Here is a 15,243-nt window from a genome sequence, read left to right as displayed (position 1 = left end):
GAGCTGCCAAGATGACCGTACCAACAAAAGAAATCCTTGCCGACCATCTTTCCCAAATGATCCAAATGAAGACGGTCTCAAATTCCGACGTTAACAAAGTCGATTGGTCTGAATTTGAAAAACTCCACAAGCTCTTTGAAACGCTTTATCCCCATGTCTATGAAGTGATGGAAGTGGACCGCGTGGGCCGGGCTGGTCTCCAGTTTCATTATCATCCCAAGGAGACCGCAAAAAAGCCGCTTCTTCTCATGAGCCATCAGGATGTGGTGGAGATTGGGGACCGCAGCCAATGGAGTCATGATCCGTTTTCAGGTCTTCTCCTTGATGACTCGGTCTATGGCCGGGGCACGACGGACTGCAAACATTTGGTCCTTAGTGAATTGGAAGCCTTGGAATCCCTTTTTGCCGAAGGCTTCCGGCCTGATTACGACCTCTACCTGTCTTTGGGCTACAGTGAGGAAGTGTATCTTGAAAATGATGTGGACGGAGCCCAGCGCCTCGTGGACCATTTAGCGGAAAAGGGTGTCCATATTGGTACCATCCTTGATGAAGGGGGCGGACTTTTCCCGGAAGCTGGCGGCCGTCTTGCCGCTCATATCGGTCTTGGCGAAAAAGCGGCCGTCAACTACGAAATCTACTGTGACCGCAAGGGCGGGCATTCGAGCAAGCCAGGCAATGGCACGGCCCTGGGCGCTGTCGCAAAGGCGGTGGTTGCCATTGAAGCCCATCCGTTTCCCTATCGCTTGACGCCGCTTGTAGAAGCACAGCTCGCAGCGACGGCTCCCTTAAAGGAAGAACCGGTACGCAGCATTTACGCTGATCCGAAGGGGCATTTTGAAGCCCTCTGTACTCTTGCGCAGGAAGATCCTGCCCTTGATGCCATGCTTCATACGACGGTAGCGTTTACCATGGCCCAGGCAAGTACCCAGCCTAATGTACTGCCCAGTCATGCCGCTGTGGGACTTAGTGTCCGCATCCTGCAGGGCGATACAGTGGAATCGGTCGAAAGACGTCTCCAAGGGTTCCTGCCGGAAGGCGTCAAGATCCGCCATATTTCTGGCAAGGATCCTGTACCTGCCTCGACGCCTGACAGCGATTCCTATCGTCTTCTTACAAAGATCCTTCATGCCGTCTATGGCAATGAACTCCTTGCCATTCCATTTCTCATGCTGGGAGCTACGGATACGCGCTACTATAAGCCTATAACCGATACGGTCCTTTTATTTACGGGCCATGTCCATGATAATCGGTGGGGTGCTGCCCATCAGGTCAATGAACACATTCCTGTGGACGCCCTGCCGGCGAGCGTGGAATTCTTCCGTTCCTTCCTGCTGGCCTATTGATGTAATACAAAAAGGGACTGAGAAAAATGCAATCTTCATTTTTCTCAGTCCCTTTTTTAGTTGCTGATTGGAAGGAAAGCGTCCCTATGGGATGCTTTCCTTGGTTCCCCCGTAAAAGTTATTGTGCCCGTCTTTCCCGTTCCTTTTTGGCAAGGTAGGTGAGGATGACGCCAATGCCAAAAAGTACAAGGGGAGTCAAGATGTTCAAGGGTAAATTGGAAGGTCCAGGCCGGAGAATAGGCTGCCACGCCGCGAGGGAACATGCCCATGAAACAGGCATAGGCCGTAAAGAAGAAGCACCAAGCGCCGGCCATTTTTCCAAGGGCTGCGCTTTTGACAAAATGATAGTCAGATTGGAAGCGATCCTGATGTTTTTTGAGCATCATATAAGCATAAAAGACCCAGAGGTAACGCAGGGGCATGCATACGGCATTTAGACGCATGAGCCAGTTGTAGAGACTTGTCATATCGCCAATACCGAGGGCGGGCACGATGATGAGGATGCCCACAAGCAGCGCAGTCAGTTGATAGCCTGTAACAGGAACTCCACGGCTGTTGATTTTGCGGAAGCGTTCAGGAACGAACTTTTCATCAACGTCAGCAAGGAGGATCTTGATGGGCGCGTCGATGGAAACGGCTAAGGTTGAAGCTTGTCCAATGAGGGTGCAGAGAGCAAAAATAACGACAAAGGTTTGACCGACGCCGTAGTATTCGCCAAGTTTTGCAAAGCAGTAATAGGAACCATTCATCATGAGGTCCTTGGGAACATTCTGGGGGTCAAACATGAGCCCCATGGCAAAGGTGCCCAAAATAGCCGTGACACAGACCATGATGGTCATGAAAATCATGGAACGAGGATATTCACGGCTTGGGTCCTTGAGGTTATTGACGTAAGGGGAAAGACGCTCGCAGCCGCCAACAGCAAAGACGAGGATGGCAAGGGTTGTCATATAGTCAAAGTCGAAGGTGGGCATGAGGGTTTCCATATCAAGGCGATAGGTAAAGGTCTTGGCTTCTGTAATATAGGGAGCCGCGAGGGCCAGAAGGATGTAAAGAAAGGACATGATGACCTTTGTGGACCCTGCCAGGGCGCCAATGTGCTTCAAGGAGCGGATGCCCCGAGAGGCATACCATAAAAAGAAGAAAAAGAGGATGAGAGCAATGGATTGAAGCACCAAGGGCGACATCATTTTTGTCAGCGATCCATTGCGAAAAATGGCCCAGCCCAAGGCAACGAGCATACTTTGTGGTTTTTGTGCTAAGTAGGGCATGTGGCAGATCCAGTAGGTCCAGCCAGCAAAATAAGCCAATTTAGCGCTCGACGTGGACCGAATCCAAGAAGAGACGCCGCCTTGGCTGTCTTTGAAGGTAGACCCCATTTCACCGACCATGAGTGTGTAGGGAATGAAGTAGATGGTGAACATGATGATCCAACTGACGACGGCCTTGAGTCCCTGATTGGCGTAGCCATTGACGATGTTGCCAAAGCCCCAGACTGAGGAAAAGGTCATGAGACCTAGGGCTTGCCAGGTAAGGATTTTGTTCTTGCTGGATGTGGGTTGATTCATTGCGAATACCTCCTAGTGGAATGAGAGTAGAAATGGGGGAACCATATGAAATTACACTCATCTTAACAGAAAATTTTGCAAATTGCTACAAGAAAAGTCAATTCGTGATGATGGGGGTCCTCTAACGAAGATAGGTCCAGCGGCTTCTTAAATAAAGTCGGGAACTGAGTAATTCTAACGCAGAAAGACGGTTCTGCGCTGCGTAAATCACTAAACCCTATTGAGGAAACTCCGTAAATCAAGTACACTGTAACAAGAGACATTGTGCCAGAAATCAATGCAAGAACCAAGGAGGAAATTTCCCATGAAACAAACCATCAAATCCCTACTTTCTTTCATCAAGACCAGCCCGTCTCCCTATCATACGGTCCTTTCCAGCAAGGCTATTCTTGAAAAATCAGGCTTTACGGAACTTAAGGAAGAAAAGGATTGGAAGCTGAAACCCAATGGCAAATATTTTGTCACCGTTTTTGATTCCTGTCTCCTTGCGTTCAGAACAGGGAAAAAAGGAACGCGGGGCCTAAAGCTTGCGGCGGCCCATACGGATTTTCCCTCTTTTCGTCTGAAACCTGCCCCCGAAGTACGGACCCATGGGTATGGCACGCTCAATATTGAAGGCTATGGCGGTATGATTGTGAGCACCTGGATGGATCGGCCCCTTTCCCTTGCCGGTAAGATCGTGACACGGACAGAAGATCCCTTCCAGCCAAAGACCCATTTTGTTGATTTTGGACGGCCCCTTCTTACCATGGCCAGTCTTGCCATCCACATGAATCGGGAAGTGAATGATGGTTATAAATGGAATAAGCAAAAGGATATCCTACCCCTTGCAGCCCTTATCGGGGAAGACGAAAAAGAGAGCGCGTTCTTTGAAAAGTTCCTTGCAAAAGAGCTCGGATGCTGTGAAAAGGATATTCTTTCCTTTGATCTTTCGGCTTACCCGACAGAAGATGGCTGTACCTTTGGGTTACATGATGATTTTGTGTCATCTCCGCGTCTGGATAACCTCACAAGCTGCAAGGCATGCCTCGAAGGCATTGTAAATGGCAAAGCAGAAGAGGGTGTCGCCCTCATCGGTCTTTTTGACAACGAAGAGGTAGGGAGCACGACTAAGCAGGGGGCCAATTCCCTTGTCCTTCATAATACCCTGCACCGTATCTATAAAACTCTTGACCTTACGGAAGAGGCTCTTTTTGAGGATATGGCAAAGGGGTTTATGCTGAGCATTGATGTGGCCCACGCTTTCCATCCTAATTATGTTGATAAATGTGATATCACAAATCGGCCCGTCCTTGGCAGGGGATTGGCTCTCAAACAGGCATGCAGTCAGTCCTATGCAGGTGATGCGGAGGCGGTTGCCGTGATTAAGGGACTTTGTGATAGAAAAAATATTCCTTACCAACTTTATGTCAACCGCAGTGATATCAAAGGCGGCAGCACCCTTGGTTCCATGGCTTCTGCCATTACACCGATCCGTACCATGGATCTTGGCGTGGCGCTCCTTGCCATGCATTCGGCCCGTGAAACAATGGGTGCCAGCGATCAGAAGGCATTGGAAGATTTAGTCACGGAATTTTTTGCATAAGAAAGGAGGGCGGCGGTCATGGTCATTTGGATCATCGATGAGGAATGGAATGCGTACGATGTGGAGATATCCCTTCTTACAAAAGCCTTTCCCGGCGTTATGTTCCGCCGCTCTTGCTATGATTTTTGGCATGACCTTGAGGAATTTGGCAGCACAGTGGATGGGCTCCTTGCTCAGGTAAACGTACCCCTTGGTGACGAGGTCTTTAGCAAGATGCCCCGCCTTAAAGCCATTTCCCTCTATGGAACGGGCTATGAAGCCGTGGACCTTGACGCCGCCCAAAAGCGAGGTATTGGCGTGCGCAATGTGACCGCTTACTCATCTGAGGATATTGCAGAATATGTCATCATGGGCACGCTTTTTCTTGTGCGCCGCCTGCCTTTGTTCCTCAAGCACAATGAAAAGTCCCCGTGGGGCGTGCGCGCCATTCCCGCCCTGCCGCACCGCCTTTCAGGTCTTACCCTCGCCATTGCGGGATATGGTCATATTGGGCGCAGGACAGCCCTAAAGGCCAAAGCCATGGGCATGACCGTCCTAGCCTATAATCGCAGCGATAAAAGTAAACAGATGCAGGAAGACGGCGTCATTCCCGTGACCTTGGAAGAGGCCTTTATTAACGGTGACCTTGTGAGCCTTCATCTGGCGGCGTCACCGGATACCCGGCATATTGTCGATGCGCGCGTCCTGTCCCTTATGAAAAAAGGCAGTTATCTCATCAATACAAGCCGGGGGAGTCTTCTGGATGAAAAGGCCCTTGCCGGGGCTGTAAAGAAAGGAACGATTGCAGGCGCGCTCCTTGATGTGGTGGAAAACGAACCTTTTACTGCCGAAAGTCCCCTTTATGGTGTGCCTCAGATTATCGTAACGCCCCATATTTCCTATGCAACGGAAGAATCCTTCGTAAAGCTCAAACAGGAGGCGGCAGAAAACCTTGTGGCATTGATGAAAGGGGATCGGAGGGGAAGGCTAACGATGTAAAAAAGGAGACCGGGATGAAACGAATGATTATGGCCCTGATTTTTTTGAGCCTCCTCGTGAGCACCTTTGTGGCAGGATGCGGCATTGATCAGCGCAAACGGGACGGTAGGACTGGCGCGTCGCCTGTGAAAGTCGTACCGCTGCCATACGAGGAAGGGCCTTTCCCTGCTTTTTGAAAAAAATAAAAAAGTTTGTTGACACATTAGGCGTTTTACTGTATACTAAACAAGTCAGTTGCGAAAGACACTGATACGGCCCAGTAGTTCAGTTGGTTAGAATGCCGCCCTGTCACGGCGGAGATCGTCGGTTCGAGTCCGTCCTGGGTCGCCAATGCCTCGGTAGCTCAGTTGGTAGAGCAAGGGACTGAAAATCCCTGTGTCCGCAGTTCGATTCTGCGCTGAGGCACCACTTTTTATGCGGAAGTAGCTCAGTGGTAGAGCATCACCTTGCCAAGGTGGGGGTCGCGAGTTCGAATCTCGTTTTCCGCTCCAAATTGTTGGCGACATAGCCAAGCGGTAAGGCAGAGGTCTGCAAAACCTTTATCCCCAGTTCGATTCTGGGTGTCGCCTCCAATTTTTTTAATGGATGTTCAAATCTGCCGAGGTGGCGGAACTGGCAGACGCAAGGGACTTAAAATCCCTCGGAGAGTGATCTCCGTACCGGTTCGATTCCGGTCCCCGGCACCATTTTTTATACGGAATATTGAGTCATCGCTTGGGCGATGTCTTTTTTTATGCCCAAAATTGGATTTTCTCCATCCTGCAGCAGGCACGGTCTTTGCTGGTTTAAGAGGAAAACCGTGCATTTTCAATGGCCCTGAAGAGGCTTACAATAGGAAAAACACGGAAAAAGAAAGGGGTTTTCACCATGAAAATAAATCGCGTCCTTGCTATTCATGATCTCTGCAGCTTTGGCCGCTGTTCGCTGACGGCTGCCATTCCGGTCCTGTCAGCCTTGGGAAGCCAGGTCTGTCCCTTCCCGACTGCTCTTTACAGCAATAACCTGACCTATGGCAAGTTCCATAGTAAGGACCTTACAGATGAAATGACATCGTCCATGGATAAGTGGCAGGAACTGGGCCTTTCCTTTGATGCCATTTACAGCGGCTTTTTGGCAAGTTCGGCCCAGGTTGATGTGGTGATTGATGCCATCGGCCGTTTTGGTGGTGGGGGGAAGAGCGTTGTTGTCGATCCGGCCATGGCCGACGACGGAAAACTCTATCCTGTTTTTGATGAGACCATGGCAGCTTCCATGAAAAAGCTTGTTTCCCATGCAACACTCATTACGCCCAATTACACCGAAGCCTGTCTCCTTACGGATACACCCTATCAGGCGAAGCCCCCGACGGATAAGGAACTCGAAACCCTGTGCGATAAGCTCCTTTCTCTGGGACCCAAAGCAATCGTCATTACGAGTGTTCCTACGGACAGCTGCCATATTGCCATTGCCAGTCAGACGGACAGTCAGCTTTTCCCGGAAAAGTATGAAGTACCAAAACTCCCCTTTGGGACCTGCGGTACAGGAGATATCTTTACCAGCACGCTTCTTGCCTACATCCTGCGCGGGAAGGATCTGAACCTTGCCGTCCAGCATGCAGCGGACTTTTTGAGTTTTGTCATTGAAACGACCTTGAATGAAGGAACCGATCCCCATGAAGGCGTCCTTCTGGAAGGCTGTCTGTGGAAACTCCTTGTACCCCAGACCAAGGACTGCACGAGCTGCAAAGGATAAGCGAAGAAAACTAGATCGGAGCCTCAAGCAAAAAGCCGTGGAGAAGTGAGCGAGCGTTCTCCACGGCTTAATTGGTTTGGGGCTGAGCGTCACGTTTTTTCTTCTGGCTTCAAGCCTTTTCCTTTAGCTTTCTTTTTGACAGAAACGCACTTTGAAGCCACGTTGGCCTCTTAGCGCCAATCCATCCCCTTGTTTGGACAGAAGAGCAAAAGCTGCCTGAAGCTGCGCAGCGTGTAGGTCCTTTCGGTGATGGGTCGGAGTGCAGCGCCCTTTTACCCCTTATCTTCGTCTGACATCGTATCAGGCGGATGGCAAAAATAGCGGCATTGTTTTTGTGTAACGGGGAATGCCGCTATAATCATTCCAGGATGAGACGAACAATAGCATTTTTGGGAGGGCTTCAGCATGAAATTGCGGTACGTTCCATGCTGCGATGCGTCATGCTTTTATGACCCCCTTTCATCCATCTAAAAAAGCAAGGATGGGACCACGTGCTGAGACTTGGTGCGAGCCCTGCACCGAGTAAAAACAGGTGGAACAGCCCTCCTCATTTATTGACATCTCCCCGGATCTAATCTATAATTTACAAGATACGGTAGTTTTACCGAAACTGTCCCCACGGCGGCCAAATGGGCCGGTTTTGTGGGATCAAAGCCGAAAAGGAGTCGTGAACGATGGCTGAACAGGAAACAATTTTAACTGAAGAAGGTCTCAAAAAGTTAGAAGACGAATTGGACTATCTTCGTTCTGAAAAAAGACAGCAAGTGGCAGAACGGCTGAAGGTCGCTATTTCCTATGGTGATATCAGCGAAAACTCCGAATATGATGACGCCAAGAACGAACAGGCCTTTGTCGAAGGCCGTATTCTCACCTTGGAAAAGATGATCCGCAATGCAAAGGTTATCAAGGATTCCGAAATCAATAAAAAGGTGGTTTCCTTGGGATCCCAGGTCACCATCAAAGATATGGAAACGGAAGAAGAAGAGGAATACACGGTTGTGGGTACGACGGAAGCTGACCCCATGGCCGATCCTCCCCGCATTTCCAACGAATCCCCTGTAGGCAAGGCCATCTTGGGCCAAAAAGTGGGTTCCGTATGCAAGGTTCCGACGCCGGCTGGTGAGCTGAGCTATAAGATTGTCAGCATTGCCAAACCCAGTGCAGGGAAGAAGAAAAAAGCTGCAGCCAAGGAGTGAAATGAATGTCGGAAGAATTGAAGAACCAGCCCGCTGTGGATACGGGCGCTGCTGAAGAAGTCAGCGAACAAGTCGCTGTCCGTATGGACAAGATGCATAAGCTGGAAGAAAAGGGTATCTTGCCTTTTGGTCATGCCTATAAGGTGACCCATCATAATAAAGAAGTCCATGACAAGGTCAAGGAACTGGAAGAAAAGGGCGCTGAAGTCCGTGTTGCCGGACGGTTGACGGCTATCCGCGGTCACGGCAAGACCGCTTTTATGGACCTTCTCGATAAGTCTGGTAAGATTCAGCTATATGTCCGCAAGGATGAGTTGGGAGAAGATAATTACAGTGTGGTCAAACTCCTGGACATTGGGGATATCGTCGGCGTAGAAGGCGAAGTCTTCACGACCCATATGGGTGAACCATCCATTCGCGTGAAAAAGCTCGAATTCCTTTCTAAGGCCCTGAAACCGCTGCCGGAAAAATGGCACGGCCTCAAGGACAAGGAAATCCGTTATCGTCAGCGCTATGTGGATCTCATTGTAAACCCCGAAGTCCGCGACACATTTGTCAAACGTACGGAAATCATCAAAAGTATCCGCAATATCCTCGATAATGAAGGCTACCTTGAAGTGGAAACGCCGGTCCTCAATACTATTTCCGGCGGGGCTACGGCCCGTCCTTTTGTGACCCACCATAATGCCCTTGATATCGATTTGTACCTGCGCATTGCGACGGAATTGAACCTGAAGCGCCTTATTGTAGGGGGTCTGGAACGGGTTTATGAAATTGGCCGCATTTTCCGCAATGAAGGGATGGATATCAAGCATAACCCGGAATTTACGTCCATCGAGCTTTATGAAGCATATGGTGACTATCAAACCATGATGGATATTACGGAAAAACTCGTGTCAGAAACGGCGCAGCGCGTCTTGGGCACCATGAAAATCACCTATCAGGGCAAGGAAATCGACTTGACTCCGCCTTGGCCTCGTATGACCATGGTTGAAGCCGTTAAGAAATTCAGCGGTTATGACTTTACGGGTGTCCGCGATGTTGAAACGGCCCGCAAGCTGGCTGCTGATGCCAACGTCGAAATCCAGCCGACCTTCGGCCCTGGCAAGATTCTGGAAGCCTTCTTTGATGAATTCGTTGAAAAGAACCTCATTCAGCCGACCTTCATCATGGGTCATCCTAAAGAAATCTCGCCGCTTGCTAAGAGCAGCCTTGCTGATCCAGAAGTCACGGATCGTTTTGAAGGCTTCATCAACGGTTCTGAAATCTGCAATGGTTTTACGGAACTCAACGATCCAATCGACCAGAAGGAACGCTTTGAAAAACAGGTGGAAGAACGCAATAACGGCGATGATGAAGCCGGTATGATGGACGAAGACTTCATCAATGCCCTCATGCACGGCCTGCCTCCGACGGGCGGTCTGGGTATTGGAATTGACCGTCTTGTCATGCTGCTTACCAATTCGGCTTCCATCCGCGATGTCCTGCTCTTCCCGACCATGAAGCCCCTGGGACTCGAAAAGAAAGACGAATCTGTGGCAGCTGCTCCAGCCGCGCCCGCTGAAACGGTGGATGCTCCGCAGACCGTGGCGCTGGAAAAGATTGATTTTTCCAATGTGACCATTGAACCGCTCTTCAAGGATTTCGTTGATTTTGATCAGTTTGCTGGCTGCGACTTCCGGGTAGTGAAAGTCAAGGACTGTTTTGAAGTGCCTAAGAGCAAGAAACTTCTCCAGTTCACACTCGATGACGGAACGGGTACGGACCGGACCATCCTGTCGGGCATCAAGGCATACTATCAGGCGGAGGATCTTATCGGCAGGACCCTCGTTGCCATTGTCAACTTGCCGCCGCGCAAGATGATGGGCATCGAATCCTGTGGGATGCTGTTAAGCGCCGAACATAATGAAGGGGAAGAACGCAAACTGAACCTTCTCATGCTTGATCCCCATATTCCGGCTGGGGCCAAGCTCTGCTAATGTTATCCTGAGACTTCGCAAGGAAAGGATTCCTTTCCCTGCGGGGTCTTTTTTATGCCGCAAAAAGGCCCTTTCCTACGAAGGAGAAGGGCCTTTAACCATGCTCTATTTCAGGGCATGGACGAAATACTTGATGAAGGCAATCGTCTGGGGCTGATAGATGATATCGACGAGAAAGGCGCCCACAATAGGCACGATCATGAAGGCCTTGCGGCTCATGCCATACTTTTCCTTGACTGCCGTCATATTGACGATGGCTGATGGAGTGGCACCAAGGCCATGCCCGCATAGGCCGGCACACATGACGGCCGCATCGTAGTTGCTCCCGAGGATCCGGAAGACAATGAAATAGCTTACAAGGACCATGAAAAGGACCTGGGCCGCAACGACGAGGATGACGCCGCCTAAAAGTCCCGAAAGTTCCCAAAGACGGAGGGTCATGAGGGCAATGGCAAGATATAGGTTCAGCATGACGTCGCCAATGGAATCCACCAGGGAGAAGCTGAACTGATAGAAATGAGCCGATTCATTGACGTTCCGCAGGATGACTGCCACGAACATGGCTCCGACATAGGTGGGGAAGCTCATGCCGATAAGGGCCCCAATGCGCCCGGAAATGACGGTTCCAATGGCCATGCAGACGAGGATTGCCGTCACGTTCTTGATGATGGTGAGACCGTCCAGTTTCTCGCCTGTGGCGGCGTTGACGTTTTCAACGCCTGTATCCTTGAAATCTTCCGACATATCCGGTGTCAGATGATGGCGCTCAATGAGAACGCGGGCCAGGGGACCGCCTACAAGGACGGCGGAGATGAGCCCAAAAGTCGCCGCGGCCATCCCCACTTCAAGACCTGCTGGGTAGCCCATGGACACAAAAGTCTTTCCGTAGGCACCGGCCGCGCCGTGGCCGCCAATCATGGAAATGGCTGAGGCCAGGAGTGCATAAGGGGCTTCCAGTCCCGTAGCCATGCTGATTCCTATCCCGATGGCATTCTGGCAGATGGAAATGGCGCCTGCCGTGAGCCAGTAGATGATGAGCAAGGTCCCGCCTTTTTTGAGGAGGGAGAGGCTTGCTCCGAGGCCTACGGTCGTAAAGAAGGCCAGCATAAAGGGATTTTGATAGTAGGTATCAAACTTGAAGGCAAAGGCTTCCGTCTGATGGCCAATAAAGGTGATGAACATAAAGAGGAAACCGCCGACAACAGGAGCCGGGATGCAGTAGCGCCTGAGGGCCGTGCTCTTGTCCTTGATCCAGTATCCGATGAGGAGCATGATGGCCGCAAGGGCTGTCGTGCAGACCGCATCGGCTTTGATGAGGAGAGAACCTGATGAAAAGTCCAAAACCATATGAATCGCTTCCTTCCTAAGTTGTCATATCCCTACGATTCCATTTTAGCGAAAAATAGGGTGAACGGGCATGCAAAAAGATTGGCTTTCCCCTTTGTTCGATCAAAAAGATTGATAGGAAAGGCAAAGATTCAGCAAAGCCTGAATGGGAGAAAATCGGATGTTTCAAAGTATACAGCAGATGCCGTCAGGAAAGCGCCCAATATAACAAGGAATTTAATGAGCGTCAAAAAAGGTTTTTGACGTTATGTGGACTTGCGGCACTGTTTTTGCCTCCCCAAATAGGCCCCCAACGCTTCTTAAAAGCATTGGGGGCCTTATCCCATCAAGGGAAAAAGAACCTTTTTCGTGTGCTTAGGCTTCTATTTCCACCGTGAAAGGAATTTCATCTTTCAGGTCATTTTGGGTCATACTGCAGACGCAGGAGTCGGACCAGACGTTTTCACAGGTTTCAATCATATCGATGATGGTGTAGATGGGGAGGATGATTCCCATGATGCCGATGGGGGCGCCGACACCGCTCATGAGCGACAGGGTAAGGAAGTAGCAGCCCATGGGTACACCGGCGTTTCCGATGGCAGCAAAGACAGAAATGAAGAGCCAGACAATCATGGTTCCAAAGGATAGTTCCATGCCGCCATTTTGCATGAGGAAAATGGATGTAACAAGGATAAAGGCGGCACAGCCATTCATGTTGATGGTTGTGCAGATGGGGAGAACGAAACGGCTGATGGAGGGATTGATGCGCATGTTTTCTTCCGCAGAAGCCATGGTGACAGGAAGCGTTGCAGCGGAACTCTTTGTAAAGAGGGCAACGGCAAGAGCCGGGGACATGGCTTTCATGACGCGGACCGGGTTGAGGCCGCGGATGAGGAGAAAGAGCGGCAGAACGATGAAGAACTGGGTGAGGTTTCCGGCCATGATGACGAGCGTATAACGGCCTAGGGCACCGACGATGACGCCGGCTTCAAGCTGGGAAGACAGCTGGGCCGCAAAGGCGAGGATGCCGATGGGAAGAACCTTCAGTAGGGCACGGATGAGGGCAAAGAGAACTTCCTGGGCCCCATTGATGCCACGCAGAAGGGTTTTCGTGTTTTCCGTTTCCGGCATAAAGGCAAAGGCAAGACCAACAGCGGTGGCAATGAGCAGGATGGAAAGGACGTTCCCCGTCAGGAAGGGGGTCAGGATGTTGTTGGGGATGACGGAGAGCATATGGTCATAGTAGCTCATCTTGCCAATGTTCTGGGGGACATTCGTCACGCCGGCACCGATGGCCTCTGTCGGCAGGTTGCCCGGCTGGATCCAGAGATAAAGGAGCAGGCCAATCCCGGCGGCACAGATAGTCGTGAGCAGGGTATAGGTGATGGTGTGCTTGAAGATCCTTTTCGTTTCTTCCTTGGATCCCATCATGGAAAGGGTCGTAATGACCGCCAAAGCGATGGTTGGTACAGCAATGAACTGGAAGAGGCGGGTGAAGACGGTGGCGATGAAGTTGAAGAGTTGGTTGAGGAAGGGAACGTTCATCCAGCCGAGAACGGCACCAAAGATGAGGGCTCCTATCCAAAGTGCGAGCTGACGCCCTTGGGCAAGGGGATTGTTGCGGGCCATGACGTTTTTAGCTGTGTCTTTGACATGGGTTTGGTTTTCTTGGGTCATAATGGACTTCCTTTCTTTTTTGAAAAATGGAAAAGATCCCCCCATGGATCTTTCTTCATCAGGTTCTACCTAATGAGAATAATTCATATAATATCATAGGAAATTGAGAAAATGCAATAAAAATCAGAGATTTCAAGTTTTTTCAGCATGGCGAAAAGGATAATACATTAACTTAGTAGGAATTATATGCGGCGCCTTTCTTGCCAAGATGCCTCCTATCGCCTACAATAAAAATATACCCTGCCCTTTGTGCGAGAGTGGAGAATAGGATTTTATGGAACGCCTTCTGCGTTCCTTTTAGGTAAGTTTTGACAAGAGATAAAGGAGGATCCGTATGCCCTGTACAACGCTGCTTGTCGGAAAAAATGCAACCTATGATGGTTCGACCATGATGGCCCGCAATGAGGATTCCGGTGCGGGAAGTTTTACGCCGAAGAAATTTATTACAGTCAATCCTGAAGACCAACCCCGCCACTATCGGTCAGTCCTGTCTGCTTTTGAAATCGAGCTGACCGAAACGCCCCTGCGCTATACAGCCATGCCAAATGCCCAAGCAGATGAAGGTATTTGGGGCGAAGCGGGAATCAATGAGCTCAATGTGGCCATGAGCGAAACGGAGACCATCACCTCAAATCCCCGCGTCCTTGGCGCCGATCCGCTTGTAAAAGATGGCATTGGCGAAGAGGACATGCTCACCTTGGTCCTGCCTTATATCCACAGTGCCCGGGAAGGTGTCAAACGGCTGGGCGACCTCATCATGCGCTATGGGACCTATGAAATGAACGGTGTCGGTTTCCAGGATGAAAATGAAGTTTGGTGGTTTGAAAGCATTGGCGGTCATCACTGGATTGCCAAACGCGTTCCTGATGATGGGTATGTGGTCATGCCCAATCAGCAGGGAATCGATTTATTGGATTTTGTCGATGCCTTTGGAGCTCAGGAAGACCATATGTGCAGCGCAGACCTTATTTCCTTTATTCGGGACAATCACCTTGACCTGACCATCCATGAAGGAGAAGACTATGCCCTTGAAAAGGATTTTGCCTTTGACGCGCGGGCCGCTTTTGGCAGTCATGATGATGCGGATCACACATACAATACGCCCCGGGCATGGTTCATGCTGCGCTTTTTCAATCCCCATTCCGCCTTGTGGGATGGTCCTGATGCCGATTACGGTCCTGAAGATGATGACCTGCCTTGGTGCCTCATGCCGGAACGGAAGGTGACTGTCGAAGATGTAAAGTATGTCCTCAGTGCTCATTACCAAGGAACCCCCTTTGACTGTTACAGCAAGGTGGACCATCCCCTGAAAGGCAAGTATCGTCCCATCGGCATCAATCGCAATAACTTTGTTGCCCTAACCCAGTTGCGGCCCTACGCCAAAAAGGACCGTATGGCTCTTATGTGGATTGCGGAAGGCTCCAATGTCTTCAATGCCTTTGTGCCGTTTTATGCTAATGTGACGAAGACACCGGACTATTTGAACCATGCGGGGACAGTGCCGTCGACGGAAGAATTCTACTGGGCTAATCGCCTCATCGGCGCCCTTGCCGATGCCCACTATGCCCGCACGGCAAGTGCCATTGAGCGCTACCAAAAGGCCGTTGCCTCCGCGGCTCACGCCATGATCTGTGATACGGATAAAAAAGAAGCCGAAGGCGGCGTGACGGCTTTCCTTGAACAGGCCAATGCCGCCATGGCGGCTATGGTAAAGGAAAAGACCGATACCTGCCTAGGCAAGGTCCTTTACGAAGCGAGCATGGCCATGAAAAATGGCTTCTCCCGCAGCGATGCCTAAGCCGTATCGTAAGAATAGAAAAACTCCTTCCGGCATGGATTGGAAGGAGTTTTTCTATTAAG

The 15,243-nt window shown here is 50.5% G+C and carries 10 protein-coding genes, 5 tRNA genes and 1 pseudogene; 13 read left to right on the top strand and 3 right to left on the bottom strand.

The window, feature by feature from the left end; genetic code table 11:
- The first annotated feature begins 11 nt into the window (after positions 1-11).
- The gene (locus H503_RS0111355) at positions 12-1,343 is read left to right on the top strand and encodes a M20/M25/M40 family metallo-hydrolase (protein WP_022227306.1); all 1,332 of its coding nucleotides are present in this window, start codon (positions 12-14) and stop codon (positions 1,341-1,343) included.
- 118 nt (positions 1,344-1,461) lie between these two features.
- Here H503_RS0111355 and H503_RS12085 read toward each other — a convergent pair.
- Positions 1,462-2,911: pseudogene (locus tag H503_RS12085) on the bottom strand (APC family permease).
- A gap of 304 nt (positions 2,912-3,215) precedes the next feature.
- Between H503_RS12085 and H503_RS0111345 the strand changes: the two are divergent.
- The 11 genes from H503_RS0111345 (at position 3,216) to lysS (ending at position 10,380) form a co-directional block, all read left to right on the top strand.
- Positions 3,216-4,496: a M18 family aminopeptidase gene (locus H503_RS0111345; RefSeq protein ID WP_014128336.1), complete on the top strand. Its 1,281-nt coding sequence runs from the start codon at positions 3,216-3,218 to the stop codon at positions 4,494-4,496.
- Between the two features lie 18 nt (positions 4,497-4,514).
- Positions 4,515-5,474, top strand: coding sequence for a C-terminal binding protein (locus H503_RS0111340; RefSeq protein ID WP_009014796.1), 960 nt, complete (start codon positions 4,515-4,517; stop codon positions 5,472-5,474).
- 14 nt (positions 5,475-5,488) lie between these two features.
- Positions 5,489-5,650, top strand: a complete 162-nt coding sequence (locus H503_RS12525; RefSeq protein ID WP_014128337.1) for a hypothetical protein — start codon at positions 5,489-5,491, stop codon at positions 5,648-5,650.
- A gap of 77 nt (positions 5,651-5,727) precedes the next feature.
- A tRNA-Asp gene (locus H503_RS0111330) sits at positions 5,728-5,804 on the top strand.
- A 2-nt stretch (positions 5,805-5,806) separates the two neighbouring features.
- Positions 5,807-5,882, top strand: a tRNA-Phe gene (locus H503_RS0111325).
- Positions 5,883-5,890: 8 nt separating this feature from the next.
- Positions 5,891-5,965: transfer RNA gene (locus H503_RS0111320), tRNA-Gly, on the top strand.
- A 7-nt stretch (positions 5,966-5,972) separates the two neighbouring features.
- Positions 5,973-6,046: transfer RNA gene (locus H503_RS0111315), tRNA-Cys, on the top strand.
- A 25-nt stretch (positions 6,047-6,071) separates the two neighbouring features.
- Positions 6,072-6,160 (top strand) — tRNA-Leu (locus H503_RS0111310).
- 181 nt (positions 6,161-6,341) lie between these two features.
- Positions 6,342-7,205, top strand: coding sequence for a pyridoxamine kinase (locus H503_RS0111305; RefSeq protein WP_009014795.1), 864 nt, complete (start codon positions 6,342-6,344; stop codon positions 7,203-7,205).
- A gap of 674 nt (positions 7,206-7,879) precedes the next feature.
- On the top strand, positions 7,880-8,401 hold the full coding sequence (gene greA, locus H503_RS0111300) for a transcription elongation factor GreA (RefSeq protein ID WP_009014794.1): 522 nt from the start codon (positions 7,880-7,882) through the stop codon (positions 8,399-8,401).
- 5 nt (positions 8,402-8,406) lie between these two features.
- Entirely contained in the window at positions 8,407-10,380 is a 1,974-nt protein-coding gene (gene lysS, locus H503_RS0111295; protein WP_009014793.1) for a lysine--tRNA ligase, read from the top strand.
- A 105-nt stretch (positions 10,381-10,485) separates the two neighbouring features.
- Here lysS and gltS read toward each other — a convergent pair whose 3' ends face one another.
- Positions 10,486-11,727 (bottom strand): sodium/glutamate symporter, encoded by a 1,242-nt coding sequence (gene gltS / locus H503_RS0111290; RefSeq protein ID WP_009014792.1) that lies wholly within the window; start codon positions 11,725-11,727, stop codon positions 10,486-10,488.
- Between the two features lie 354 nt (positions 11,728-12,081).
- On the bottom strand, positions 12,082-13,335 hold the full coding sequence (locus tag H503_RS0111280) for a dicarboxylate/amino acid:cation symporter (protein ID WP_369751266.1): 1,254 nt from the start codon (positions 13,333-13,335) through the stop codon (positions 12,082-12,084).
- 382 nt (positions 13,336-13,717) lie between these two features.
- Here H503_RS0111280 and H503_RS0111275 point away from each other — a divergent pair, with 382 nt between their 5' ends.
- Positions 13,718-15,181, top strand: coding sequence for a C69 family dipeptidase (locus tag H503_RS0111275; RefSeq protein WP_009014790.1), 1,464 nt, complete (start codon positions 13,718-13,720; stop codon positions 15,179-15,181).
- Positions 15,182-15,243: the final 62 nt, after the last annotated feature.

This window comes from Acidaminococcus intestini DSM 21505, from assembly GCF_000425045.1.
Classification (GTDB): domain Bacteria; phylum Bacillota; class Negativicutes; order Acidaminococcales; family Acidaminococcaceae; genus Acidaminococcus; species Acidaminococcus intestini.
Note: the sequence above shows the minus strand (reverse complement) of the source record. Positions and strands in the feature narration are given on the sequence as shown.